Below are 26151 nucleotides of genomic sequence, written 5' to 3'. Positions count from 1 at the left end.
GATGGGCCAGGCGGAATGCCGGCGGTATGCACAATAAGTCATACGGCGGCATTTGCCCGCGCGTACACTCCGGAAGTATAGGCTAATACAAGAAATACACTACAGAATGAGAAGGAGTGGAAGGAAATGCAGGCTAGATTGCTTCTGCAGGACGGAACGCTGTTTACAGGCACCGCATTTGGCGCCGAGGGCGAGATGACGGGCGAGGTTGTATTTAACACGGGGATCACAGGTTATCAGGAGGTGCTGTCGGACCCTTCCTACTGCGGACAGATCGTGACCATGACCTACCCGCTGATCGGAAACTACGGCATTACCCGCGATGATTTTGAATCCGTTCGGCCTTTCGTCCACGGCTTTGTCGTCCGTAACCATGAAGCGGTGCCGAGCAACTGGCGCGCCGAATACAGTGTAGACGATCTGCTGAAGGAATACGGCATTCCCGGCATCAGCGATATCGACACACGGATGCTGACCCGCATTATCCGCCACTACGGTACAATGAAGGCGATCCTCACGACCTCGAACAAGCGTGTCGAGGAACTGATGGAAATGATGAACGATACGACGATTGAAGAGCTGCGCAACCAGGTTGCCCGCACTTCGACCAGCAAGTCCTACAGCAGCCCGGGCCATAAGGAACGGATCGTGCTGGTGGACTACGGTGCGAAGACCGGCATCCTGCGCGAGCTGAACAGCCGCGGCTGCGACGTGGTTGTCGTGCCGCATGACGTGACTGCCGACGAGATCCGCCGCCTGAACCCGGACGGCATCCAGCTCTCCAACGGCCCCGGGGACCCTAAGGATGTGCCTTATGCCGTGAAGACGATCTCCGAGCTGCTCGGCGAATATCCGATCTTCGGCATCTGCCTCGGGCATCAGCTGTTCGCCCTGGCCTGCGGCGCCGACACCGAGAAGCTGAAATTCGGTCACCGCGGCGGCAACCATCCGGTCAAGGAGCTGGAGAGCGGACGCTGCTTCATCACCTCCCAGAACCATGGCTACACGGTTAACGAGGAATCGGTGAAGGGTACCGATCTGGAAGTGACCCATATCAACAACAACGACAAGACCATTGAAGGTCTGAAGCATACCCGTTATCCCGCTTTCTCGGTGCAATACCATCCGGAAGCGGCGCCGGGGCCGTATGACAACAGCTATCTGTTCGACCGATTCCTGGAGATGATCCGTGAGCATAAGGCGAAGACGCCGGCCGTCTCCCGCCAGGCGCAGCTTGCCGCCAATGCCAGAATCACGGCACCGAAACCGACAATGAAGCTTGAAGCCGTGAAAGGAGCTCTATAACATGCCTAAGAACGATAAACTCAAAAAAATTCTTGTGATCGGCTCCGGCCCGATTGTCATCGGCCAGGCGGCCGAGTTCGACTACGCCGGAACCCAGGCCTGCCAGGCGCTGAAGGAAGAAGGCGTTGAGGTAGTGCTGATCAACAGCAACCCGGCAACGATCATGACTGACACTAACATGGCCGACAAGGTCTACATCGAGCCGATTACGCTGGACTTCGTGACCGGCATTATCCGGCAGGAGCGTCCGGACGGCCTGCTGCCGACGCTGGGCGGCCAGACCGGACTCAATATGGCTGTGGAGCTGGCCCGCGCAGGCGTACTGCAGCAGGAGAACGTGAAGCTGCTCGGGACCCAGCTGGAGTCCATCGAGAAAGCGGAAGATCGCGACCTGTTCCGCGAGCTGATGCGTGAGCTGGAGCAGCCGGTGCCGGAGAGCACGATTATCACCACTGTGGAAGAATCGCTGGCTTTTGCCCGGGAAATCGGCTATCCGCTGATTGTCCGTCCGGCCTATACGCTGGGGGGAACCGGCGGCGGCATCTGCGACAACGAAGAAGAGCTGGTGGAAACGGTCAAGGCGGGCATCCGCTACAGCCCGATCGGCCAATGTCTCGTTGAGAAGAGCATCGCCGGCATGAAGGAAGTCGAATATGAAGTCATGCGCGATGCGAACGACAACTGCATCGTGGTCTGCAACATGGAGAACTTCGATCCGGTGGGCGTGCATACCGGCGACAGTATCGTCGTGGCGCCAAGCCAGACGCTGTCCGACCGTGAGTACCAGATGCTGCGCAGCGCTTCGCTGAAAATTATCCGTGCGCTGAACATCGAAGGCGGCTGCAACGTGCAGTTCGCGCTCGACCCGCACAGCTACCAATATTATGTGATTGAAGTCAATCCGCGTGTCAGCCGCTCTTCGGCGCTGGCCTCCAAAGCAACCGGCTACCCGATCGCCAAGATGGCGGCCAAGATTGCCCTCGGCTACACGCTGGATGAAATCGTCAACCCGGTTACCGGGCAGACGTATGCCTGCTTCGAGCCTACGCTCGACTATATCGTCAGCAAAATCCCGCGCTGGCCGTTCGACAAGTTCACCTCGGCCAACCGCAAGCTGGGCACGCAAATGAAGGCGACCGGCGAAGTGATGGCCATCGGCCGCACGTTCGAAGAATCGATTCATAAAGCCGTCCGGTCCCTTGAGATCGGCGTCCACCGCTTCCGTCTGCCGGGTGCAGAGAAGCTGGAGGATACGGTGCTGCGCACCCGTCTGGCCAAGGCCGACGACGAGCGCCTGTTCCTGATCGCCGAAGCGTTCCGCCGCGGCTATGAGCTGCAGGAAATTCAGGACATCACCCGTGTCGACTGGTGGTTCCTCTCCAAGATCGAAGGGCTGGTACAGTTCGAGGATGTGCTGCGCAGCGAAGAGAAGCTCAGCTCCGAAACGCTATATCAGGCTAAACGCAAAGGCTTTACCGACCGGGCGATTGCCGAAATCCGCGCCGAGGGCGGCCTTGACGAACAGGTTAAGGAGGCGGAAGTACGCCAGCTTCGTCTGGGCCAGGGACTGACGCCGGTGTTCAAGATGGTCGATACCTGTGCAGCTGAATTTGAAGCGTCAACGCCATATTACTACTCGACCTATGAGACAGAGAATGAAGTGACCCCATCCGACAAGCAGAAAGTTGTGGTACTCGGTTCCGGTCCGATCCGTATCGGCCAGGGGATTGAGTTCGACTACTCCACTGTACATGCGGTGTGGGCGATCCAGAACGCCGGCTATGAGGCGGTTATTATCAACAACAACCCGGAGACGGTGTCTACGGACTTCAATACTTCAGACCGGCTGTATTTTGAACCGCTGTTCTTCGAAGATGTTATGAATGTCATTGAGCAGGAAAAGCCAATCGGCGTCATCGTGCAGTTCGGCGGCCAGACGGCAATCAACCTGGCTGCGCCGCTGGCAGCGGCAGGCGTGAATATCCTCGGCACCAGTCTGGAGAGCATCGACGAAGCGGAAGACCGCAAGCGGTTCGAAGCCCTGCTCGGCCGTCTGCATATCGCGCAGCCAAAGGGCAAGACCGTAACGAATGTCGACCAGGCGGTAGAAACTGCGCAATCGCTCGGTTATCCGGTGCTGGTGCGTCCATCCTACGTCCTCGGCGGCCGTGCGATGGAAATCGTCTATAACGATGCCGAGCTGATGAGCTACATGGTCGAAGCGGTGAAGATCAATCCGGAGCATCCGGTGCTGATCGACCGTTACATGCTGGGCAAGGAAGTGGAGGTCGACGCCATCTGCGACGGCGAGACTGTAGTGATTCCGGGCATTATGGAGCATGTGGAACGCGCAGGGGTACACTCCGGCGACTCCATCGCCGTGTACCCGCCGCAATCGCTGGATGAAGGGCTGAAACAGAAAATTACCGATATTACGATCCGCATCGCCAAAGAGCTGAAGACCGTCGGGCTGGTGAACATCCAGTTCGTCATCTTCCAGAATGAGGTGTATGTCATCGAAGTGAATCCGCGCTCCTCGCGTACGGTTCCGTTCTTGAGCAAAGTGACGGGGATTCCAATGGCGAACCTGGCCACCAAAGTCATCCTGGGCGGCAAGCTTACGGAAGAGGGCTACACCGAAGGGCTCTGGCCGGAAAGTGATTATGTTTCGGTTAAAGTGCCCGTGTTCTCCTTCGCCAAGCTGCGCAGAGTAGAGCCGACGCTCGGACCGGAAATGAAGTCGACCGGTGAAGTCATGGGCCGCGACAAGCTGTATGCCAAGGCACTCTACAAAGGGCTGATCGGCGCAGGAATGAAAATCCCGGCCAGCGGTGCCATCATCGTCACGGTAGCGGATAAAGATAAAGAAGAAGCGGTAGAGCTGATGAAGGGCTTCCATGCCATGGGCTACAAAATCATCGCCACCGGCGGTACCGCCAGCGCCCTGGAGCAAGCGGGTCTTAACGTCATGAACGTCAACAAGCTGGGTGAAGGCGAGCCGACGATCCTTGATCTGATCCGCAGCGGTCAGGCCAACTTCGTCTTCAACACCTTGACCAAAGGCAAAACGCCGGAACGCGACGGATTCCGCATCCGCCGTGAAGCCGTCGAGAACGGTGTGGTCTGCATGACCTCGCTCGATACGGTAGCGGCGCTGCTGAGCATGCTGCAAACGATCAACTTCTCGTCGCAGTCGATGCCCGCTTTTGTCGGACAATAACAGAAGAGAGTAAACACCCTCCAGATGGAACGGTTTGCGTGAATGCGCAGACCGTTCCGCTGCGAACGGGACCAATATTACGCTGTGCGGTGCGCCCGCGCAGGCTAAGGGGCGGTAAGATTAATGGTATCCACACGCGAGGAAATGGCCGGAAGACTGATGATTCCGCTTGATTACTCCGATCCGGCTGCGGCCAGAGCAATGATCGAGAAGCTGGAAGGCATCCCCTGCTACATGAAGGTTGGAATGCAGCTGTTCTATGCGGCCGGACCGGATTTCGTCAAGGAGCTGAAGGCGCGCGGCTATTCCGTGTTCCTGGACGTCAAAATGCATGATATCCCCAACACGGTGCGCGGCGGCGCCGAGAGCATTACCCGGTTGGGGGTGGACATGTTCAACGTCCATGCCTCCGGCGGGAAGGCTATGATGGAAGCGGCGCTGGAAGGAGCCGCCAAGGCGGTCAGCCAGACGCCAGCGCTGCAGCTGCCGCTGATTATTGCGGTAACGCAGCTGACCAGCACGAGCAAGGAAGTCATGAACAGCGAGATCGGTATCCCGGGCGATGTTGAGGCTACCGTAGTCCGCTATGCCCGGCTCGCCGCGGAAGCCGGTCTGCACGGCGTGGTGGCTTCGCCGCAGGAGTCGGCGGCCATTACAGCGGCCTGCGGCCCGCAGTTCCGTACCGTAACGCCGGGTATCCGTCCGGCCGGGGCAGCGCTGGATGACCAGTCGCGTGTCATGACGCCCGGACAGGCCATCCGCCAAGGCAGCCATTATCTGGTGGTGGGGCGCCCGATTACAGCCGCACAGGACCCGCGCCAGGCAGCACTTAATATTATTGAGGAGATGATTCAGGCATGAGCCAATTGCTGAGCAGAAGTGAACAGGTGGCAAGCTATTTGCTGCAGATCGGAGCGGTGGCGCTGCGCCCGCAGGAGCCGTTCACCTGGACGTCGGGGATTAAATCGCCCATCTATTGCGATAACCGGCTGACGATGTCTTATCCGGAGATCCGCAGCTATATTGCTGCAGGCTTCGCCGAGCTGGTTCAGGCCAGCTATCCGGATGCCGGGGTGATTGCCGGAACGGCAACCGCCGGTATCCCGCACGCCGCCTGGGTGGCGGACAAGCTGAATCTGCCGATGGCTTACATCCGCGACAAAGCAAAGGGCCACGGCAAGCAGAACCAGATCGAGGGCAGCATCGCCCCTGGTCAAAAGGTTATCGTGATCGAGGACCTGATCTCCACCGGCGGCAGCTCACTGAAAGCGGCGCAGGCCGTGCAGGAAGCAGGTGGCGAGGTGCTGGCTGTGCTGGCGATCTTCAGCTACGAGCTGGACCGTGCCGTGAATGCCTTTGCGGAGGCGGGTGTACCGCTGCAAAGCCTGTCCAACTACAGCACGCTGATCGGCGTGGCGCTGGATCAGGGGAAGATTGCCGAAAGCGATGTGGCCTTGCTGCAAGCCTGGCGCAAAGACCCGGCTTCGTTCGGAGTATAAGCGTACAGCGGACGGGATGCCGGAACGCAGGAATAACAATAGTGGAGCCTCTACCTTTAGGTGGGGGCTTTTCCATCTTTTTTAGCGGGCTAAGCGGGAGATTTGGACGAGTTGCCTGAGTTATTTACGGGAAAGTGGGCATCATAAGTTCTGGGCAGGGATCAACCATTTCGTAAAGGAGAAGAATTCATCATGAATTGGATCTACTTTGCAAAGCTGTTCAGAACAAGGTTTCAGGCCGGCTGTCTGGCCAAACGGCTGGAGCAGGACGGCTGGATTTACGGCTATCATGATCCGCGTTTTGTGGAGATTTACCGTTCCCGGAAAGGGCGCTACGGAGTCCGTTTTCTTCCATAATTAAAATCATCCTTGACTTTAGGGCCCGGAGTAATGTATATTAACTATTGTCGCTGTTTGAATATTGTTAACGACGCGGGGTGGAGCAGCCCGGTAGCTCGTCGGGCTCATAACCCGAAGGCCGCAGGTTCAAATCCTGCCCCCGCAATTCTTTTCTCATCAAACAGCCATTGTTAATACGGACATTTGAGATCCGGGCCCTTAGCTCAGTTGGTTAGAGCGGTCGGCTCATAACCGATTGGTCACAGGTTCGAGTCCTGTAGGGCCCACTTCCAAGAAACCCTTGCCTAGCAAGGGTTTTTTGCTGTCTGGAGGGTGAAGTTAAAGGGGTTTGGCGTTCTAAAGCGACCCGGATTGTAGCGGCAACCGTTACGGGCTCAACCGATATTCAAAACGGTGGGGAATGTCGTGAATAGCCGATACCAAAGAACTGTATAACAACTATATATCTCAAATCGAGCATCAGGTTCAATTGATGTTTATGAAATACTTGTATGTTATGGAGTATAAAAAACCGTCATCATAAGTACACAAAACAAAAATGCTGATAAATTGATTCCTAATCCTAAAAGCGAGACATGTCTAGTTTTTTTGATTTTGAGACCCAATAATCCGAAAGTTAAACCTATTGGACTAATAAAGAAGAGAGAAAAAAAGCCGAAACCATCTACAAGCTGACCAGCTTTTATAGCATAGTGATCAATAATAGCAAATAAGACTATAAAGATACCAATTATAACGGAACGGAGTGGAAAACTTATACTTGATATTCCTTTTTTACTCATTCATTTTCACCCTCCATACATTAATAAAGTTCTTGAAAGGAATGGTTGCGAGATAGAACGACGATATTGGGTCGTAGACGCAAACTATGCAGTTAAGAGGGGATATTGAGAAAAATTAGTTCATTTAATAGTCTAACAGAAACATTTCTTAGTTTCTCAGTCTAGATAAGAAGGAAATAAGCGCACTATTGAACTCTGCAGCGTGTTTTCCAATCCAAATTAAGTGACCCCATGAGTCAAGAATAACTACTTCAGATTGAGGGACTAGCTCTCTAGCGTTTTCTGGATGACTTAAGGATACCGATTTATCGTTTTGGCTGTGCATGATCAAAGTGGGTACTTGAATTGCTGCCAGTTCCTTAGAATAAACTCGTTGAGTTTGTTCTAAATCAATAATGAAACCGGAATATGAGCGTTGACGATTATTCATCTTACGAAACTCTTCGACGAAGTGGTCATTGATTTGCTCTTGTATTTTTGAAAATGGGAGTTTGGAGAAGGAAGACGTCATCAATCTGCAAGTTAGTTTAGGGAACTGGTTACTCATCTTTGCAAGCAGCTTCCATGTTCTTCTTTCAGCACCAGGTTTAAAAATACGCATAGCCATCTTATACTCTTTGTCCTCTTTTGAGTGCCATGGTTTTGTAACCGCACACTGTAACGTGAAATTAGTAACTCGTTCTGGGAACATAGAACAAAATACGATTCCTGTAGGCCCTCCTGCAGAAACAGATATAACATGCACTTTTTCAAGAGCGAGATGATCAAGTAATGATTTATAAATACGGCAGGCTTGCCCTAAATCGATAATGAAGGAAGTCCGACCATATCCTGCACGAGAAGGAGTGATGATAGAATATCCTGAAGTTAGCAATGGCAGATAACCGAATTCCTCATGGCAGCTGGAATGACCGCCGTGGAAAAGTAATATAGGTGTTCCGGTTCCTGTAATCGAATACTCCAAAGTAGCACCATCACAATTGTAAACTCTAATTTCACGTTGCATTGTATCACACCTTCCTAATATTTCAGCCTAGTAAATATCAAAAAGACATCCACATTGCAACAAACGTATATTAGCACGTATTGGAATATTATTCATGATAACTTTTTGAGGCATTTCGTGAATAGTCACAGTGAATTGTTGCACAGTGCGACGATATTGGGCCGTTTACGCATATGGCGCATTAGGGAAGAGAAATTCGTTTTGACAATGAAATGATGTTTTTGTCCTTGTCATCACCATGGTCGGCATTTTCTTCTATCTCTTTTTTCTCATCGTGAAACTCAACAGGCGACTGGGCCGTGATGTAGTCAAATGGAGTGTAATTATTACTTGGTAATTTTCTTGTAAGTAATATCTTAATAATGATGATTCCTAATAAGATATTGACTATGCCGAATGCTCCAACCAACAAGAATTGTACTAAGTTCACTATTAACACCGCCTTAGTTTGATTTTAATGTTAATATTTACAACTTACAATGCCAAAATTCTGACCCATGGAATAGGTTTTACCTGCTAAAGTACGTAGTAATCACTACAACGACTATGAATGCCAGCATATACAACAAGCCTAGAATAACCGTGACCCTACAAATATACAGCATCATTTGGGACGGGCACATCAAGTACTTATCACTACAAGAAAATTCATTACTTTCTTCATACAGGCCACTCCGGTAGCTCTTTATTTGTTTTTATCATATTGACGAATATAAGCTTTACGATTAGCATCATATGTGATTTCCATAATATTGAATGGGGGCGTCGAGACTGAGAAAGTTTTTATTCAATATCCTTTTCACTGCAATGCTTATTATTTTTGCAATATTACCATTGAATGCTACTGCTTTGGGTAAAAGTTCAAATTCTGCCATCCAAAAGCAAATGGTTTACACAACAAATTGGGGCTATGACTTATCAATAGCTTCCATAGGTTCTGATGATACAATTTATACATCCATAAATAAAACAAACCTTGTATCAGCAGTCTCACCAGGTGGAACTTTAAAATGGACTGCCTTTGGAGCGGAGAACTATACTGCAAAAGGTGATATCTACTTTACGAAATATTACGAAAATACAACTGTGAGATTCTATAATTCTAATAAAAAGTTAATGAGCGCTGTTCCGAATCTAATTTCTATAAAGTCCATTTATGGTCCAAAAGATGTTATTTATGATGCTAAATTCTACGCAGGGGAATTAAGAGCTTACTATCCTACGAGCAAACAGCATTTATGGTCTAAAAAATATAATAGAGACCGTGACATATCTGTTTTTACAGATGATGAAAACAACGCGTATGTAGAAGCGCATATTGAGGATCAATGGGTTCTGCAAAAGATATCTCCACAAGGAGATTTATTATGGTCAAGGGACTTTAATGCTGCGCAGATATTACCATGGAAGTCTAACTTATTACTTATTGAAAGTGACAAAATCATTTACTTGGATGCTCAAGGGAATGAGCTTTGGAACGTTCCTGTGTCAGACGACGTGTTAGCGAGAATTGCTGATGACGGAACTATTTATGTGGTTAAGGGGTTTACATGGTATTATGATCCAACGATTCCAACAGAGATGATGGCCATTAATCCTACAAATGGAACCATAAAATTCAAAACAACGATTCCGAATGCAGCTGGTCCTGCTGACATAAGAGTCGATAAACAGGGGATGGCGTTTGTATCTACTGTGCCTCGTAAAGATGGAAACTCGAAAATGGATAATCCGAAATATATTTCTCAAGGAAAGTTTATTGCCATTGATGCTAATGGAAAAATAAAGTGGCAATTCAATTATGATAAGATGACACCGGAACGAGCAGTAATTGGACCTGATCAAAGGGTTTATGTAATGCTTCATGATACAATAAAACATACTACTAAAGTTATATTGTATGATAAACTCGGCCAGAAATTAGGTGAATTAGATACAAACGACACTCCTCAGTTCAACTCCAAAGGAGTAGGATACTTCACTAGTGGTAAGAGTCTGTATCGAATAAAATAAGCAGCGCTATAAGAAAGGACCGCACTCATTGGAGGGTGGTTTTTTTACATCCAAGAAAAACACAAAACCCTTGCCTGGCAAGGGTTTTGTGCCGTATTCCTTAACGTTCACTCCAGTAGAACCAGCCTAACCTATACCCGGCATAGAAGAATAAGGCGATCCAGCCCCATAACATCAGCAAGCGGAGCGGGCGGGGAATCACGAGGTATTCGGAGTACAGCTTGTTGAACAGTTTCGCGGACATCCCTCCTATGTCCTTATCTTAGCACAGACCTCCCGGTTACTTGCCGGATTTTCCGGCAGAAGAAAACGCGATCCCAAAGAGAATGCCGAGACTGATCCCCAGTGCAATATTGTCGAGTGCCAGCCAAAAAACAAGACCAAAGCATACGCCTAATGCGACTCCGGAAGTTGATGCGTTTTTGAACATGTTGAACGCCTCCTGTTCCCGTTTTTTAATAGTACGAATTTGAAATACTTGGAGTTTCAATAACATCGATGAAAGATCGAAATTAGATTAATGTTTTTATTAATTAAACTAAGGTTGCTTTTATTAACCTAATCACAAAAATCAGCTATTTTATCTGCTGTATTTGAAGAACTAATTATATAATCGGGATATTATTTGACATTGACGATCCCGGATATTACTCCTATAATTGTTCGGAGAACGGTAAACTAAATAATAATATTATTAATTAAGTTTGGATTTATGTATTCCTTAACTTGCAAGTAATAGCCAATGAACCAGGGAGGAATCACTTTTAATGAAGACGCTTACCAAATTGAACGTGTATGCAGGGCAGACGGGAGCAGAGCTGGGGGATTTGTTCGGCATTTTCTTTGAGGATTTGAACCATGCTGCCGACGGCGGGCTATACGCGGAGCTGGTGCGCAACCGGTCCTTTGAATTTGATCCGGTGGATCACCCGGACTATCATGCGCTAACCGCCTGGGAGAAAGTTGAACGCGGGGGAGCGCGTGTCGGGTTAAGCGTGGAGAGTGCTGAGCCGGTTCATCCGTCCAATCCGCATTACGCCGTGCTGGCTGTCGAAGCGCGAGGGAGCGGAGCAGGCCTTTCCAATACCGGCTTTAATACAGGAATTCCGGTGAAGGAAGGCGGGCGGTACCTGTTCTCCGCTTACATCCGTTCCCGTGACTACAGCGGCAAATCGCTGCGGGTCCAAATCGAAGATAAGGAGGGCAGAATTTGCGCTGCTGCGGAGATTCCGGCAGGTTCCGGAGAATGGCAGCAGCACGAGGCGGTCCTGACTGCCGATTGCACCGATTCCGGCTGCCGGCTTGTCCTGCTTGCCGAAGGAACAGGCTGTATCGAGCTCGACATGATATCGTTGTTCCCCGAGAGTACGTACAAGAACCGCCGCAACGGACTGCGTGCGGATATCGCCGGGCTGCTGGCCGAGCTGAAACCGAAATTTATGCGTTTCCCCGGCGGTTGCCTGATTCATGACGGCTCGCTGAACCCGGACGACCGCGACTCCATGTACCGCTGGAAGAACACGCTCGGCGATACCGCTGCGCGTCCGCCGCGGCGCAACAACTGGCGGTACCATCAGACGCTGGGGCTGGGCTATTATGAATATTTTCAATTCTGCGAGGATATCGGCGCCAAGGCCATTCCAGTATTGCCGGGCGGTTATGACCCGCATCACCGCCGGATCGTGCCGATTGATGAATTAGGCCCGTGGATTCAGGATGCGCTCGACGTCATTGAGTTCGCCAGAGGCGATGAGACGACCGAGTGGGGTGCGCTGCGCAGCTCCTTGGGGCATCCTGAACCGTTCGGACTGGACTATATCGCGATCGGCAACGAAGAGGTGGGAGAGCCGTTCTTTGAGCGGTATCCTTACTTCCACCGGGCGATCAAGGAACGTTATCCGGACATCAAGGTGATCAACAGCAGCGGCCCGTTTGCAGCAGGCGGAGAGTATGAGCGAGGCTGGGCCTCGGCAAGGGAGCATGGCTCGGATCTGGTGGATGAGCATTACTATTCGTCTCCGGAATGGTTCCTGGCCAATATCGACCGTTATGACAGCTTCAGGGCAGAGGACCCTAAGGTATTCCTGGGGGAATATGCGACCTGGGGCAATACCTACTATAATGCACTGGTCGAGGCGGCGTTCATGACCCGGCTGGAGCGCAATGCCCATGCCGTGGCCCTGGCCTGCTATGCGCCGCTTCTCTGCAACGTTGATTACGTCAACTGGAAGCCGGATATGATCTGGTTCAACAACCATCAGGTCTGCGGCTCGGCGAACTATTATGTTCAGAAGCTGTTTATGAATCATCAGGGAGACCGCCTGCTGCGGATCGAGGCGGAGAATCTGCCTCCGGTCCAGGCTGCAGATCCTGAACCCGTGCAGGGCGGTATAGTGCTGGCTGCGGACAGAGCCGCCGTCACTTACCGGAATATCTCCCTGACGAACAATATTACGGGCGAGCAGCTGCTGTATGCCGGGCATGTGGCGCTGAATGATACGGACAGCGTAAAGGGCACTGATGCCCATGTGCAATCTTTCAGCGTAGGCGAGGCGCAGTGGAGTGACTGCACCTTGCGGCTGACCGCAAGAAGAACGGCGGGACCGCGCGGCTTTCTGATCCATTTTGGCGTCGAGGACGGGGAGAATAAGCTGAGCTGGGAGCTTGGAGGTTGGCAGAACCAGGACACCGTACTGGTGTCACAGATCAGCGGTAGAGGCTCCTGTCTGACGCAGAGTCTCTTTACCGTAGAGAGTGAAGTGGACTATGAACTGGAGCTGCATATCGCCGGCCGGAGGATCACCGCTTCCATCAACGGTCTGCCTGTCAATATTGCGGAAGACCGGGTGCCGGCCATAGAACCGCTTTACTATACGGCCAGTGTGGAGGACGCAAGCGGGGACCTGATTGTCAAAGCGGTCAACGTGAAAGACACACCACTGCCGGCCCGGATTGAACTGAAGGAGCTGTCCGGCGCCTGTGGTGAAGTGGAAGTGTCCGAAATGTCGGGCTTTGCCCTGGACGATGCCAATGATCTCGATAACCCGGTCAAAGTCAGTCCGGCCACCCATGCGCTGGCACTCACGGACAATGTGTTTGCGTATGAGTTTCCGAAGCATTCAGTAACGGTATTTCGCATCAAGCGGGCTTAACCTACACCGTCAAGACTCCCTGCCTGCAGTGCGGCAGCGGCATCGTCTCTGGGCGGCAATGTGTATAACTGTCCCGAGTGCCAGCGCTAGAGGCATACATGGGACCCGGCGCCCATATTTATGGAGCCTATCGTCATTCACCCAGTCAGCAGCGGGCAATTTGCATATTCTGTGCTGTACCCACAAATGAAGGAGGAATGGAAATGGGCGCTTGTTATGGTGAAAATACAGGTCCTGTCGCTGGTGCAGGTTGTGGAATCGGAACATCGACTGCGGCAATTCTGGTTCTGTTCATTCTGCTTGTCATCATTACTAAAGCATTCTGGGTGTAGTGTAACAGCCTTATAAACGCAGCTGTCCCAGGCAGCGGCGGCCGGCAGACTGGTAAAGTCGCGGCCGCTGCTGCTTTATTGTGTCCCTCCGAATGCCTCGCTCGTAATTTTTATGCATCAAAGGATATAATTTCTGGAGTGACAAGCCTGTTTATGGGGTAATGTGCCTAAGAGGGTTTACATATTGCCGGCAACACGGGCAGCCGGGACAGAAAAGGGGTCGTTTCATTGTTTTATGACCAGATGCCGTATGATGTTAAAGTGGAATGGGGACCAAAAGGCGGGCGCGCTGCGGCGGAACGCGGAGACATCGTGATTATCGTGGACGTGCTTAGCTTCTCTTCTACGGTGGTTACCGCTGTGCAGCATAAAGCCAGGGTCTATCCGTTTCAGCCGCCCAGCAACGAATTTGCGAAAGCGTTTGCTAAAAAAGTGAATGCCGAGCTGGTCAGGGGCAGAGCCGAAGCCTTCAGGGAAGGAGGTCATTCCCTGTCGCCATTATCGTTCAGTTCGGCAGATGCAGGAAGAGGCTTCGTCCTGTGCTCGCTGAACGGAGCCGCTTGCACGGTCATGGCAGCTGAGGCCCCGGCGCTAATGGTCGGCTGCCTGCTGAATGCCACGGCAGTGGCTGAGGCTGCCGACCGCTTAAGACGGGAGCTGAAGCGCAGCATCACCCTTATTCCCTGCGGGGAGCTCTGGCCGGATGCTGATCCGGGTCAGCAGCTCCGTCCGGGCATTGAGGATTACTTAGGCGCCGGTCTGATCCTCTCCCAACTGTCGGGGAGCCGGTCTCCCGAGGCCGAGGTGTGTCTTGGCGCCTTCCATTCCAGCCGGTCCAGACTAAACGAGCTGCTTTGGGACTCCGCCAGCGGACGGGAGCTTCGCGAACGCGGATACGAAGCTGATGTGACCTACTGCGGTCAGGTGGACATCTGCCGGGCTGTCCCGGTGCTGCATGAGAATTGGTTCGAGAATGCCAACGAGACCGTCAGCTGGCTATAGCTCTTATTGATGCTGCTTCCCGCAAGTTTCAGTTTACATTCAGCGGGCTTTCATGTGGGGTTAAGCAACCGGGGATATAGTTATATCCATACCCCCCTTATTATAGATTTGGGCCCTGCCGGAGACGGCAGGGTTATTTTTTTGGATTGCATGGCTGTGCTGGTTCACGGGGCCGTTTACGGAGCCGCTGGTGAATGGAGGGAGCCGTTCTCCTTCTTCTCCATGACCGCGATCAGCTGTCCCTGGAAGATACGCCGCTGGATCTGATCGATTCGCTGCATAGCCAGCGCACCAGGCACCTCAAAGGCTGCAGCCAGAAAGGCGATGGCCGCTTCCCGCTGCTCGGGCACTGGCAGCCGGGAGATCAGCGAAATCGGCATAGCCGCATACAGCAGAAAACGCTCCGATTCATCCTGTTGTCCCCGGGTGAAATGCTGCGGCATCAGCGTGCTGCTGCCGGCGTGGCGCAGCAGGTGGCACAGCTCCTGCAGGAATTCCAGGCGCTGCCATGCGGCGGGCAGCCTGCTGTCAAGGAACATGGTATACATCCCGGCGGAGGCCTCCATGGCCTTGCTGCGCATCTCCAGGTAATGCACCCGGATGTTCAGGCGTGCGGCGATATAATCCACCGAGATCTGGCTCGGCTCATGTACCTCCAGCCGCCGGTAGAGCTCTTCCGTCCATTTCTCCAGCGCGGTGGTCTGGTAATAAGAATACATCGAATCACCTCTTGTAATAAGATCGTATGTTCGTATTTCAGGTGAAAAAGAAAAGCCTGGGCAGGCTTTGAAAGGAGTGAATTCTAGTCAATCTCAGGAACCTATGTTCGGTTCATATCTCTAAGGATAAAGCAATCACACACGAATATCAAGTGTTTTCCCCAGCGTAGGATGCAGGCCTTGGCTTAACATCTGGACCATATTCTGGCCGGCTGTCTCCGCAGTACTCTTGGCAATATTCATGACCTGCAGGCCGGCCGCCTGCTGTAAAGAGGCCTGACTCATCACGGTTGACAAGGCGGCGATATCCATAAGTGCTCCTCCTGACCGTATGTATTAGAATAGCTGTACTATAGTAATATCGACCTCCCCGTTCCGAAACATTAGGTGAAGAGGAGTTCTTTACCGATTGGCCCATGCCGTCTACGGGGCATACACATATGCTGTTTCTGAACACAATCAAGAGGAGGAATCGAGCATGGGTATGGAATATGGTTGCGGTTGCGGCAATAACGTCGGCGGGGTTAATCAGGGGCCTCCGGTTGTAAGCCCTTATTACACTTCCACTAATGCTATTCTGGTCTTGTTCATTTTGCTGGTGATCATTACCAAAGCCTGTATATTCTAAAGGGTTGCCGCTTCAGCGGTGCCGCCCCGTCCGGTTTTATTCCGGAACGGGGTTATTTCTTTTTGCGGTGTGCCGGACCGATCCGGCGGACGGTTCTGCCGGTTGCTTCATCAATCTGAACAATATATAAGTCCCTCACCGTGCCGGAGAGGGCGAACCATTCCTTATACGCCTCCGTTTCGGTCATGGGGCCATACAGCCTTCTTCCCCGGTAACAAATATAGAACACCCTTGCTCTCCGTAAGTGGAATTATATTCCACACCATTGTACGCCTTATCCTTTAAATGTTGCATAAAGAACATGAGTTCGCATATAATACATGGCGGAATATAGACGGAAGCGGAAGACGCGGCCACCAAGCTCGGAGCCGACTGCAAGGACGAATGGGAGGGGGGAGGGCCATGCTTGCTGACACGCCCCGCAAGCTGCTAAGGATCATGGTGCATTTTCATGGGCATTACCGGAGGATGCCGATCCTGGAAGAACTGGTGCGGCTAAGCGGCCGGACCCGGGCAGGTGTGCTGTCCGGCCTGCGTGTGCTGGCGCAGGAAGGATACATCCGCTGGCAGCACACGCAGCCGCCCGAAGCCGCCGAAATTGCCGTGGCCTGGGAAGAGGATACGGCCGGGCATAGCCCCCGGTCCCGGGTCCGGGGCATCCCGTACTGGCTGGATTAGCAAGGTGCAACTAGGGCGTTTCAAGGCTTACTTGAACATAAATTCGACCTTCGTGCCATTCGCGTAATCCTCCAGCTGGTTGCCCACCCAGCTGCCGGCTCCGCGGTTGTCGCTTGGCGTTATGTATTCGATGTCGGCACCCGTTCCGCCTTCAGCGCACATGGCCATCGGCCATTCATCCCGGTCAAAGCCCTTCTTGGTCGGGACCCCCTTGAGCGATTCCTTGCGGTTCTCCTCGGCGTTGTCCCGGTCGATGGTACAGACGGGGGACTCTCCGTTATTGATCGCCTCCTGGATATGATCGGCCGTCTCCGGGTAACGGTCTGCCGGAAATATCAGTTGGACGACCTCCGTGTCGTCCGTTACCGGCGGCTCGGCGGGCACGCCGTTCTCCTCGAACCAGTAGGCGGCCAGAACGAGCAGTGCAATCAGGACTATAGTGGAGAGCCATTTGTGTTTCTTCATGCTGTTCCTCCTAAACATAAGGTAGGCGGCTCGCGCCAACTTTAATAGTATAGCTTAAATTCCCGGCCTTTTAGTATACTGGGCTGTAGGAAGTTTGCTGCAGAAAAGAGATGAACAGGGGGAACGGTGCTGTGAAATATGAGATTTCTATGGAAGATGAGACGCTGATCGCCGCCGCACAGGAGATGATCCGTAAACGATACAAGTGGGAGAGGCATCATGTAGGTGCGGCACTTCGCACTTCAACGGGAGAAATCTTCGCCGCCGTGCATCTGGAGGCCAGTCTGTCCCGCGTTACGGTATGTGCGGAGGCGATGGTTATCGGCAAAGCGATCTCCGAGGGGCATACGGAATTTGATACGTTTGTCGCCGTCAGACATCCCGATCCGGACAGCGAAGACCGGGAGGTCAAAGTGGTCTCCCCTTGCGGGATGTGCCGGGAAATGCTTGCGGATTACGCGCCTGACGGCAAGGTGATCCTCCCGGCGGAGGACGGCCTGGCCAAAGTGCACATTACGGAGCTGCTTCCGCTGCGGTACAGCCGGTAGGCCAAATTCCCGGGTTGCCGGGAGTTCTCCGAACTTTTGCCAATTTTATGGCGATTCGCCGCTTCCTTGTCCCTTTTGCCGTCATAGGATGAAGCAAAACATCAAGGAGTGGTGGTCAACGATGGCAGAGCAGCGACATCTCCGGAACATGCTCGATTCCGCATCCCGGCTGGTCAACGATGCAGCGTGGCAGGCTTCCTTCCGCGAGCTGCTGATGACTCCGGCCGACGATACGCTGGCACTTCCGGCGCGTAATTTACTGGCTGCCCTGTATGCACTGCAAGGCAGCGGCATCATCAGCGGTCAGCATGATTATCTGGAAAGCCCGGATGAATATATTTATAAGCTGCAAAATATCACCGGCAAGCATGCCGTGCTCCATGGATATGAGCTGGGTGCGATCAATAACCAGACTGAGACGGTCATTGCCGCCCAGCGGCAGGCGGTGACGGACAGCGCGATCCGCTGGCACAAAGCCGGAGGCATCGTTACGATGACTTATCATGCCAATCAGCCGGGTACGGCTCCGGCCTGGTCCAACGTGTCGAAGGGACTAAGCGAAGAGGAGTTCGCCAAGTACGTTACGCCCGGCAACGGGCAGTATAACCAGCTGCTGGCAGAGCTGGACAAGGTGGCCGTGTACCTTAAGAAGCTGGCGGCTGCAGGTGTGCCTGTACTCTGGCGGCCGTACCATGAAATGAACGGCGGCTGGTTCTGGTGGGGCCGCAAGAGCCGGTTCCGCGAGCTGTGGAGGATTATGTTCGAGCGTTACACTGGATACCACGGGCTGCATAATTTGCTCTGGGTATGGAGTCCCAATGCGAAGAATGAGTGGTGCGACAACCCGGCAGACTACTATCCGGGTGCAGACAGCGTCGATGTGCTGGCACTGGATATCTATGAAGGGGATTATAAAGCCAGCCACCATGACCAGCTGTGGGACCTTGGCCGCGGCAAGCTGATTGCCATCGGCGAGAATGGAGAACTGCCCGCGGCGTCCCTGCTGGTGAAGTCCCAGAATAAATGGTCTTACCAGATGACCTGGGGTAAGCTGCTGTTCGAGAAGAACAGCAATGCGGTCATCAAGTCGTTTATGCTGGACGGCTTCGTGTACAACCGGGATGAGTATGCCATCAAGATAGCCAGCCTTGCCGCTGGACCGCCGGAAGACAGTATGCTGGTATCCGGCCTGACGGGTGAGTATTTCAATAATATGACGCTTAGCGGTGCTCCTGTACTGGTCCGCACTGACGCTAATATTAATTTCAGCTGGCGGCAGTCTGCACCCGATCCGGCCGTTTCGGCCAACGGCTTCTCGGTGCGCTGGAGCGGCCGGCTCTGCCCATCCTACAGCGAAAGCTACACGATTTACTCTTCCTCTGACGACGGCATCCGGGTCTGGATTGACGGCTCGCCGGTTATAGACAGCTGGATCAAGCAGAGCGGGCAGGAACGGAAGGGGGCGATCGCCTTGACCGCAGGCAAGCTGCATACGCTGAAGGTTGAGTATTACGAGAACGCGGGGGATGCCAAGGCAGTGCTAATGTGGGAAAGCGCCAGCCAGCCAAAAAGCGTCATCCCGGCAGAGGCATTGTTCCTCCCGGAGTAGTTAAAACTGCTGAACAGGATTCCCGGCATGAGGCGGGAATCTTTTTTTGGTGGAAATGAAAGCGCTTCAATATGTGCGGAATAAAATTAGTGCAGATTTACATTATTTTTTATTTGCACTTTACAAAACTCGACATTATTCTGTTATGTGGAGGGATAGAAATGAGATCAATTTTACTGACAGGAATGCTGCTTATAGGCATGGTCCTCAGTGCGTGCGGAAATGGCAATAACAATGCGGCTCCGGCCACAGAAGAAGAAGTACAGGAGACGGTCCAGCAATTTTACAATGAAATGTCCAAATTCGATCAACTCGGTAAGGATGCCCTGGAGAACTTCAATACCACGCTTGCGTCCTATTCGGCAGGACAAGCCACCGGCGATGAACTGACGGAGGCCGTGGATCACTTTCAGGATACGGCAGCCGATATCGCCGATCAGGTTAACGGGGTAAAGATTGCCGGCAATTTGCCGGACGAGATTGAGAAGTTGCTCCGCGACTCCGTGATCGCGTTTCAAAGCGCGTATTCCATCAAGGAGCAGGCTTCCAAAAGCGCCGTGTCACCCGATGTGACGGCCGAAGAATTCGATTCGCTGAACCAGCAGGCCGATGTGGCGATGCTCTACGGAATTTCCAAGCTGAATGAGGCGCGGGTAAACGCGGGGCTCATTGAAGCCGGCAGCACCGATGCAGCGGTGCTTGAGACGGAGGGTACAGCCGGAACGGATGATGCCGCCGAAACAGAGATACAGCCCGGAACCGTAGCGGAAATCGAAGCCGAAGCCGGCAATGCCTCAGAATAAGGATGACAGCCGTACAGCGATGTACATCAAGGCGCCCCGCGCAGAAACTTTTGCCGCTCGGCGTCTTTTTTCTGGGAAGCCGGGGCGCGGGCGATGTCATTTTTTTCAGATTGTTAAAAATGACAATCCCCGCATATAATACAAACGTATGTTCTTGAAGGTGGAAGTTATTCTATGATTGAGGTGACTGTAATGGAAGGGAAATGGAAGGGCAATGGTCCCGGAGATCGCGGGCAAGCGTTGCTGACGGAGGATAAATACCGCATCCAGTCTAAGGAACAGGAGACATGCCCCGTAGAGCAGATGCCGGATCAGCAGAAGCTGGCGGAGATTGAGGAGGCGCTAGCCCGCTCTCTGAGGTCGCATGTGCGGGTGACCGTCGTTTGTTCGGGTCCCTCCGCTGAGAAGATCCGCAGCGGCTTTGTAACCTCGATTCATGCCCATTCCCGTGAGCTGAAGCTGCAGTGGAGCGGTGACAGCGAATGGATCCGGGTGGACGACATCGTGGAGGTCCGATTTTCCTAGCGGAGACCGCCGGTGAGCAGGCAAAAAGGCACTTCGGCGAAGCGCCTTTTGTTACAGCCTTGCGCTAATGCTCCGTCTTCTCGTAGGCAATCAGGGTAACGTCCTTTATTCCGGTCAGCTGGGCCAGCGCCGATTCGGCTTGGCGGATAACCTCAACGGCCTCCTCCTGGCCGGAAAGTGCCGCGATTTTATAGCTGTCGCTGTGTATGTCCATACAGGAACCCCACCTTTCCACCGTAGTGTGGCCCATTTCGTCTGAATTATCCGGTCTACCGGAAAAAGGGCCGCAGCCGCACCGCTCCGTACAAGCGAATGCCGCCAGACGGGCATTTACTGTATTAGGGGGTGATTACCATGCTTACCTTGGATCAGGTCAAGAGCAAATCGGCCGGACGGCTGGGCGATCTGCATCCAGTCGTTCTGACGGCCGCGGGAGCGCTGCTGCAGCGCAGCTATGCCAGAGGCGTTCCGATCATGATTACCCAGGGCATGCGGACGATTGCCGAGCAGAACGAGCTGTATGCCCAGGGCCGCACGAAAAAAGGTCCGATCGTCACCAATGCCAAAGGCGGCAGCAGCTACCACAATTACGGGCTGGCCATCGACTTCGCCCTGCTCCTGCCGGACGGCAAGACGCTTGCCTGGGACATGAACCGCGATGGCGATAACGATAAAGTGGCCGATTACCGGGAAGTCGCCGAGGAAGGCAAGAAGCTGGGCTTTGCCTGGGGCGGAGACTGGGCCTCGTTTAAGGATTATTCTCATCTGGAGATGACCTTTGGACTGACCATTGATCAGCTCCGGGCCGGCAGGCAGCCCACCGCCCAGCAGGTCAAGGAGGCGCTGGCCGTCATTAACGGCGGCAGCGCGGGGACGGGGGAGATTGCGGTACAACTGAACGGGCGGAGAATTGCCGCAGGCGTTCTGGAGAACGGAACCACACTCGCGCCGGTACGGGCGGTCGCAGAAGCACTGGGCGCACAGGTGACCTATGACCCGGTTACCCGCACCGTCCATATCGTCAAAGCGTAAATCTTGGCTTGTATAGATGTTATGCCTAACGGGGAAATTATCAGCGTCCAACCAACCATCCATTAAGGGGGCATAACATCTTGAACAAGCTGATTACAAGCCTTGCTTGCGGCACACTGTTATCCATGAGCCTGATGGGCGTCGGTTTCGCCGACAGTGCAGCCGGTACGACGGGAATGGGCAATACTGTTCCCAATACCGGAGCCAGAGGCGGCCAAGGGGTCGTAAACAACATGACCAATGATGCCCATCGCATGTACAATGAAGGTACGGGCCGCCTGAATCAAGCCGGCAACAACATGATGAATGAAGTGACCGGCAGCGTTGACAAGACGGGGAACATTATGCGCGACAAAGTCCGCACCGGAAACAACAACGGTACTTCTCCGGTGGCAACAGACAACGGCCGTTACCGCATCACCAGCACCAACAACGACAACGCCCGTTACCGCGCAAATGCTACAACCAACAACAACGACAATGACAACGGCAACTGGGGCTGGCTCGGACTGATCGGGCTCCTCGGCCTGGCCGGTATGCGCAACCGCAGCACCGACCGCGAACGCCATTAAGCGTCCGCTTAATGAGCAAAGTAACCAGCCCGCTTCTGGCTTTGGCCGGGAGCGGGCTGGTTTTTGGTGCGGACAGGGCGGTCTATTTTTTGAGGAAATCGAGCAGCGCCAGGATGAATAAACCGAACATGAACATTAGCGGCAAAGAGATTATAAAGGATGCTGTGGATATACTTTCAGGTTGACAGCGCTCTACATTGCGTGATATGATCTAATTCGTTCGGTAAACGAACATTGCTGTTCAAATTACGAACAAGCATTTTTATATGCCGGGGTGGCGGAATAGGCAGACGCACAGGACTTAAAATCCTGCGAAGGGTGACCTTCGTACGGGTTCGACCCCCGTCCTCGGCACTAGAACAACAAGGGTTTCAGCTCATTAGAGCTGGAACCCTTGTTTGTTTTTAAGCCGGGTTGCAGGGCCATTTACTTTTGCTAAAGGTTAATTTATATACATAAGAAATAATAAAACACTTGTAATAATTCATGTTTTAACAAAGAAAGTAGCATTCGACCCAAACAAACAAAAGTCTGTAAGAAAAAGTATATACTTTTCCAACATTTAGGTGTTATACTCTGTGATGTCAAAAGAGAATTAAGGTTTTATATACATAATATTGAAAGGTAGTATAAAAAAGGAGAACTGTTACGAGATAACTTTGGCCGGTCAGCTGGTAATGGTTCTGACGTCATGGTTCTTTGGTGTGCAAAGAATCAGACTATTTTGCATTTTATCAGTATTTAAATAGAGTGTAAAAGTTAAGTAACTTAATTTGCTGACCGTTAAATTGGGGTGATTTTGGAGTATTTAACCAACCCTTCGAGATAGCAAACACAGAGAGTGGAGGCGCTTATGAATCAGGAAAACCATGAAAATTCAGTTGCGATTGTTGGACTATCCGGACAGTTCCCAAAGGCACGGAATACCAGGGAGTTCTGGCATAGGCTTGTTACGGAAACGGATTGCATCACCCGATTTACGGACGAGGAATTGTTGGCTGACGGGGAAGATCCGGAGCTCTTAGAACATCCCAACTATGTCCGGGCCAAAGGCATTATCGACAATCCGGAAGATTTTGATGCCGGTTTTTTCGGGATCTCCCCGGTCGAAGCATCGATGATGGATCCTCAGCACCGACTTTTTCTCGAATGTTGCTGGAGTGCAATCGAAGATGCAGGGATGAATCTGGATAAGGATTTGAGGGCGATCGGTGTATTCGGGGCCGGTGGGATGAGCACATATCTGTTGAATAATCTTAGTAATAATTCCCGGCTATTCCGAGAATACGATTCATATCAATTAATGCTAGGCAATGACAAGGATTATATTGCCACTCGTGTATCTTTTAAACTGAATTTGTCCGGTCCCAGCATATCCGTGCAGACGGCCTGCTCCAGTTCCTTGGTGGCAGTGCACATGGCATGTCAAAGTTTGCTGAACGGCGAATGCGATATGGCGCTGGCTGGCGGGGTTTCGGTCAGTTTTCCACATAAAAGAGGGTATGTCTACCAGAAAGGTATGGTGCTCTCGTCAGATGGACATTGCCGTCCGTTTGATGTGGAAGCTGAGGGGACAGTTGAGGGGACTGGCGTAGGTGTTGTCCTGTTGAAGCGCCTTGAAGATGCGATCGAAGATAACGACCGCATTTACGCGGTGATTCGAGGCAGCGCAGTCAATAATGATGGTGCAGAAAAAATCGGCTATACGGCCCCTAGTATTGATAAACAGGCGGCCGTGATCAGCGAGGCATTGGATATCGCAGGGGTTGATCCGTCCGAAATATCCTATGTGGAGACTCATGGCACGGGTACGCCGCTCGGTGATCCAATCGAGATAGCCGCTTTGACTAAAGCATTTAGACAGGGCACGGACAACGTAGGTTATTGCCCGATCGGCTCGTTAAAAAGTAACTTGGGGCATCTGAATTCAGCTGCCGGTATTGCCGGACTTATCAAAGTGGCGATGTCGCTTAAAAATGAGTGCATCCCGGCAAGCCTTCATTTTTCGTCGCCGAATCCTAATATCGACTTTGAACACAGCCCCTTTTTCGTTAACACACGGACCGTTCCTTGGAAAAGCGGTCAGGATACGCGCTTTGCCGGAATAAGCTCCTTCGGAATCGGGGGCACCAATGTACATATGATACTATCTGAGGCGCCAGCTCCATTCAAAACAACGCTATCGCAGCGTTATGCTCATGCACTGACAATCTCGGCCAAGTCACCGGAGTCAGTCTTGCTCTATTCCAGGGAGCTTCTAAAGTTTTTGGAAACGGAACGAAGTAGCCAACTGGCTGACATTGCATTTACTTTGCAAACGGGCCGACGTGAATTCGAATATCGCCGCACGGTTGCCGGCCGTACCGTCGATGAGGTGATCGCACAACTTACTGACGTAAATCAGCGTGTTGAGTCGGCTGATCAGGCGAAACAGATGGTGTGGATGTTCAGTGGACAGGGCTCTCAACATGTTGGAATGACGAAGGAGATTTATGCCTCCGAACCGGCTTTTAGGCGCGAGTTTGACATGTGCTGCGAGCTGCTGCGCCCGCACTTGATGGGACAGGATATCAAACGTTTGATTTTCGCAGAGCCTAAAGAAACGCCAGAGGCGATGGTGGAGCTGAGAAACACCGCCATCGCTCAACCGGCCCTTTTTATAGTGGAATATTCCTTGGCCAAGTTACTGTTGTCGTGGGGTATGAAGCCTGCTGCAATGCTGGGGCATAGCATCGGCGAATATGTGGCAGCGACGCTGGCTGGTGTGATGTCCTTAGAAGACGCGTTGGCTCTGGTAGCGCACCGGGGTCGTTTGATGCAGGGGTTGCCGGAAGGCGCTATGCTTTCTGTAGCTTTGGCGGAACACGACTTGCTGCTGCGATTGGAGCGGCATACGAATCTGGATATCGCCGCAGTCAACAGTAAGAGCAGTTGTGTTGTTTCCGGACCGGCTGCCGAGGTGGAGGCATTTAAGACTTCCCTGGAAATGGAGGCTATTGGCACGACGCTGCTTCATACATCGCACGCCTTTCATTCCGCGATGATGGACCCAATCTTGGCGCCGTTTACCGAATTGGTGCGTGCCATCCGCCTTTCGCCACCTTCAAAGCCGTTCCTGTCTAATGTTACAGGGACGTGGATCACGCCAGAGCAGGCCTGTTCCCCTGAGTATTGGGCTGAACATCTGCGGAAGACTGTCCGGTTTGCTTCGATGATCGAACTTTTGGAAAGCGAAGGCTACACGCATTTTGTCGAAGTCGGACCCGGACAAGCGCTGACATCGTTGTCCCGCCAAACGTTCAGGAACGCTGCTGCGGTACCTATCTTGCCGGCTGTCCGTATGAAGGACGGAGATGCCGCTCACATGATTAGTGCCGTCGGTACCCTGTGGTCGGCTGGCTTTCAGGTAGATTGGCCCTCCCTCTACCAAGATGAAATACGAGCAAAAGTAGAGCTTCCACTTTACTCTTTCGACCGGCGTACGTATAGCTTGAGCGCGGGTGCTTCGGCACCGGTGCATCATGCGGAGCAGACGACCGGCGCTAGGCCGAAAGCGTATGAACAACGGTACAATATCAAAAATGAGTTTGTCGAGCCAGAGAACGAACTGGAAATGATCCTTTCTGAGATTTGGCAGGATCTCTTCCATGTTAGTCCAATCGGCAGGAAAGATGACTTTTTCGAGCTTGGCGGAAATTCTCTGCTTGGGATTCAACTGCTCGGACGTATTCAATCGATCTTTAAAGTAGAATTGCCGGTGAATGAACTCTTCGAATTTCCGACAATCGAAGGACTGGCTTGCCAGGTGCTGGATAAGCTCGGCACATTGACGGAAGAGGAAGCAGATGAAGTACAACAAACGCTTATGACACTCCTGATTGGGGTGAACGAATAATGAAAA

Annotated in this window: 28 protein-coding genes and 3 tRNA genes; 21 read left to right on the top strand and 10 right to left on the bottom strand. The window is 52.5% G+C overall.

Features of this window, described 5'->3' with window-relative positions; genetic code table 11:
• Positions 1-126: 126 nt before the first annotated feature.
• From carA to F1381_RS15765, 7 genes are all read left to right on the top strand, one after another.
• Complete coding sequence (carA, locus tag F1381_RS15790) at positions 127-1305, top strand: glutamine-hydrolyzing carbamoyl-phosphate synthase small subunit (protein WP_151735815.1); 1179 nt, start codon at positions 127-129, stop codon at positions 1303-1305.
• A gap of 1 nt (position 1306) precedes the next feature.
• The gene (gene carB / locus F1381_RS15785; RefSeq protein WP_151735814.1) at positions 1307-4525 is read left to right on the top strand and encodes a carbamoyl-phosphate synthase large subunit; all 3219 of its coding nucleotides are present in this window, start codon (positions 1307-1309) and stop codon (positions 4523-4525) included.
• Positions 4526-4648: 123 nt separating this feature from the next.
• A complete protein-coding gene (gene pyrF, locus F1381_RS15780) occupies positions 4649-5386 on the top strand; it encodes an orotidine-5'-phosphate decarboxylase (protein WP_151735813.1) in 738 nt (245 codons plus the stop codon).
• Positions 5383-6024, top strand: coding sequence for an orotate phosphoribosyltransferase (pyrE, locus tag F1381_RS15775; RefSeq protein ID WP_151735812.1), 642 nt, complete (start codon positions 5383-5385; stop codon positions 6022-6024). The genes pyrF and pyrE overlap by 4 nt, the downstream gene beginning before the upstream one ends.
• A 192-nt stretch (positions 6025-6216) precedes the next feature.
• A complete protein-coding gene (locus F1381_RS28360) occupies positions 6217-6381 on the top strand; it encodes a hypothetical protein (protein ID WP_019909365.1) in 165 nt (54 codons plus the stop codon).
• A gap of 74 nt (positions 6382-6455) precedes the next feature.
• A tRNA-Met gene (locus tag F1381_RS15770) sits at positions 6456-6529 on the top strand.
• Positions 6530-6576: 47 nt separating this feature from the next.
• Positions 6577-6650, top strand: a tRNA-Ile gene (locus F1381_RS15765).
• A 228-nt stretch (positions 6651-6878) separates the two neighbouring features.
• On the opposite strand, the gene F1381_RS15760 is transcribed toward F1381_RS15765, so the two are convergent.
• The 3 genes from F1381_RS15760 to F1381_RS15750 form a co-directional block, all read right to left on the bottom strand.
• On the bottom strand, positions 6879-7166 hold the full coding sequence (locus tag F1381_RS15760) for a hypothetical protein (RefSeq protein WP_151735811.1): 288 nt from the start codon (positions 7164-7166) through the stop codon (positions 6879-6881).
• Between the two features lie 148 nt (positions 7167-7314).
• Positions 7315-8172, bottom strand: a complete 858-nt coding sequence (locus tag F1381_RS15755; RefSeq protein WP_151735810.1) for an alpha/beta fold hydrolase — start codon at positions 8170-8172, stop codon at positions 7315-7317.
• A gap of 181 nt (positions 8173-8353) precedes the next feature.
• The gene (locus tag F1381_RS15750; protein ID WP_151735809.1) at positions 8354-8602 is read right to left on the bottom strand and encodes a DUF3951 domain-containing protein; all 249 of its coding nucleotides are present in this window, start codon (positions 8600-8602) and stop codon (positions 8354-8356) included.
• A 377-nt stretch (positions 8603-8979) separates the two neighbouring features.
• On the opposite strand from F1381_RS15750, the gene F1381_RS15745 reads away from it, so the two are divergent.
• On the top strand, positions 8980-10185 hold the full coding sequence (locus F1381_RS15745; RefSeq protein ID WP_187355384.1) for a PQQ-binding-like beta-propeller repeat protein: 1206 nt from the start codon (positions 8980-8982) through the stop codon (positions 10183-10185).
• Positions 10186-10285: 100 nt separating this feature from the next.
• On the opposite strand, the gene F1381_RS28355 is transcribed toward F1381_RS15745, so the two are convergent.
• Positions 10286-10429 carry a hypothetical protein gene (locus F1381_RS28355; protein ID WP_187355383.1) on the bottom strand — a complete coding sequence of 48 codons (144 nt, stop codon included), beginning with the start codon at positions 10427-10429 and terminating at the stop codon, positions 10286-10288.
• A 36-nt stretch (positions 10430-10465) separates the two neighbouring features.
• Positions 10466-10615, bottom strand: a complete 150-nt coding sequence (locus tag F1381_RS28350; RefSeq protein ID WP_187355382.1) for a glycine zipper domain-containing protein — start codon at positions 10613-10615, stop codon at positions 10466-10468.
• 337 nt (positions 10616-10952) lie between these two features.
• Between F1381_RS28350 and F1381_RS15740 the strand changes: the two genes are divergently transcribed.
• The 3 genes from F1381_RS15740 (at position 10953) to F1381_RS15730 (ending at position 14671) form a co-directional block, all read left to right on the top strand.
• Positions 10953-13337, top strand: coding sequence for an alpha-L-arabinofuranosidase C-terminal domain-containing protein (locus F1381_RS15740; RefSeq protein WP_151735807.1), 2385 nt, complete (start codon positions 10953-10955; stop codon positions 13335-13337).
• Between the two features lie 203 nt (positions 13338-13540).
• Positions 13541-13669, top strand: a complete 129-nt coding sequence (locus F1381_RS15735; RefSeq protein ID WP_151735806.1) for a YjcZ family sporulation protein — start codon at positions 13541-13543, stop codon at positions 13667-13669.
• 228 nt (positions 13670-13897) lie between these two features.
• Positions 13898-14671: a 2-phosphosulfolactate phosphatase gene (locus F1381_RS15730; RefSeq protein ID WP_246188060.1), complete on the top strand. Its 774-nt coding sequence runs from the start codon at positions 13898-13900 to the stop codon at positions 14669-14671.
• A 176-nt stretch (positions 14672-14847) separates the two neighbouring features.
• On the opposite strand, the gene F1381_RS15725 is transcribed toward F1381_RS15730, so the two are convergent.
• Together F1381_RS15725 and F1381_RS15720 are read right to left on the bottom strand one after the other, a co-directional pair.
• Positions 14848-15390 (bottom strand): ImmA/IrrE family metallo-endopeptidase, encoded by a 543-nt coding sequence (locus F1381_RS15725; RefSeq protein ID WP_151735805.1) that lies wholly within the window; start codon positions 15388-15390, stop codon positions 14848-14850.
• 135 nt (positions 15391-15525) lie between these two features.
• Positions 15526-15702, bottom strand: a complete 177-nt coding sequence (locus tag F1381_RS15720) for a YjfB family protein (protein WP_151735804.1) — start codon at positions 15700-15702, stop codon at positions 15526-15528.
• Positions 15703-15868: 166 nt separating this feature from the next.
• Between F1381_RS15720 and F1381_RS15715 the strand changes: the two genes are divergently transcribed.
• On the top strand, positions 15869-16018 hold the full coding sequence (locus F1381_RS15715) for a YjcZ family sporulation protein (protein WP_151735803.1): 150 nt from the start codon (positions 15869-15871) through the stop codon (positions 16016-16018).
• 52 nt (positions 16019-16070) lie between these two features.
• Here the strand turns inward: F1381_RS15715 and F1381_RS29095 are convergent, their stop codons facing one another.
• Positions 16071-16205, bottom strand: a complete 135-nt coding sequence (locus F1381_RS29095; protein WP_281349922.1) for a hypothetical protein — start codon at positions 16203-16205, stop codon at positions 16071-16073.
• A gap of 215 nt (positions 16206-16420) precedes the next feature.
• Between F1381_RS29095 and F1381_RS15710 the strand changes: the two genes are divergently transcribed.
• The gene (locus tag F1381_RS15710) at positions 16421-16696 is read left to right on the top strand and encodes a hypothetical protein (protein ID WP_151735802.1); all 276 of its coding nucleotides are present in this window, start codon (positions 16421-16423) and stop codon (positions 16694-16696) included.
• 27 nt (positions 16697-16723) lie between these two features.
• Here F1381_RS15710 and F1381_RS15705 read toward each other — a convergent pair whose 3' ends face one another.
• A complete protein-coding gene (locus F1381_RS15705; RefSeq protein ID WP_151735801.1) occupies positions 16724-17161 on the bottom strand; it encodes a NucA/NucB deoxyribonuclease domain-containing protein in 438 nt (145 codons plus the stop codon).
• 131 nt (positions 17162-17292) lie between these two features.
• On the opposite strand from F1381_RS15705, the gene F1381_RS15700 reads away from it, so the two are divergent.
• The 4 genes from F1381_RS15700 to F1381_RS15685 all read left to right on the top strand — a co-directional run bounded on the left by F1381_RS15700 (position 17293) and on the right by F1381_RS15685 (position 20646).
• Positions 17293-17709 carry a cytidine deaminase gene (locus F1381_RS15700; protein WP_151735800.1) on the top strand — a complete coding sequence of 139 codons (417 nt, stop codon included), beginning with the start codon at positions 17293-17295 and terminating at the stop codon, positions 17707-17709.
• An 88-nt stretch (positions 17710-17797) separates the two neighbouring features.
• Positions 17798-19318 (top strand): glycosyl hydrolase, encoded by a 1521-nt coding sequence (locus F1381_RS15695; protein WP_246188059.1) that lies wholly within the window; start codon positions 17798-17800, stop codon positions 19316-19318.
• A gap of 161 nt (positions 19319-19479) precedes the next feature.
• Entirely contained in the window at positions 19480-20121 is a 642-nt protein-coding gene (locus F1381_RS15690; RefSeq protein WP_151735798.1) for a hypothetical protein, read from the top strand.
• Between the two features lie 174 nt (positions 20122-20295).
• Positions 20296-20646 (top strand): YolD-like family protein, encoded by a 351-nt coding sequence (locus tag F1381_RS15685; protein ID WP_151735797.1) that lies wholly within the window; start codon positions 20296-20298, stop codon positions 20644-20646.
• A gap of 64 nt (positions 20647-20710) precedes the next feature.
• On the opposite strand, the gene F1381_RS28345 is transcribed toward F1381_RS15685, so the two are convergent.
• Positions 20711-20860, bottom strand: coding sequence for a hypothetical protein (locus F1381_RS28345; RefSeq protein WP_187355380.1), 150 nt, complete (start codon positions 20858-20860; stop codon positions 20711-20713).
• A gap of 140 nt (positions 20861-21000) precedes the next feature.
• Here F1381_RS28345 and F1381_RS15680 point away from each other — a divergent pair, with 140 nt between their 5' ends.
• The 4 genes from F1381_RS15680 (at position 21001) to F1381_RS15665 (ending at position 26145) form a co-directional block, all read left to right on the top strand.
• Positions 21001-21678, top strand: coding sequence for a M15 family metallopeptidase (locus F1381_RS15680; protein WP_151735796.1), 678 nt, complete (start codon positions 21001-21003; stop codon positions 21676-21678).
• Between the two features lie 80 nt (positions 21679-21758).
• Positions 21759-22250, top strand: coding sequence for a WGxxGxxG family protein (locus tag F1381_RS28900; RefSeq protein ID WP_151735795.1), 492 nt, complete (start codon positions 21759-21761; stop codon positions 22248-22250).
• A gap of 268 nt (positions 22251-22518) precedes the next feature.
• Positions 22519-22604: transfer RNA gene (locus F1381_RS15670), tRNA-Leu, on the top strand.
• 499 nt (positions 22605-23103) lie between these two features.
• The gene (locus F1381_RS15665; RefSeq protein ID WP_151735794.1) at positions 23104-26145 is read left to right on the top strand and encodes a type I polyketide synthase; all 3042 of its coding nucleotides are present in this window, start codon (positions 23104-23106) and stop codon (positions 26143-26145) included.
• Positions 26146-26151 lie beyond the last annotated feature (6 nt).

This window comes from Paenibacillus tengchongensis, assembly GCF_008973665.1.
Lineage (GTDB): Bacteria > Bacillota > Bacilli > Paenibacillales > Paenibacillaceae > Paenibacillus_AQ > Paenibacillus_AQ tengchongensis.
Note: the sequence above shows the minus strand (reverse complement) of the source record. Positions and strands in the feature narration are given on the sequence as shown.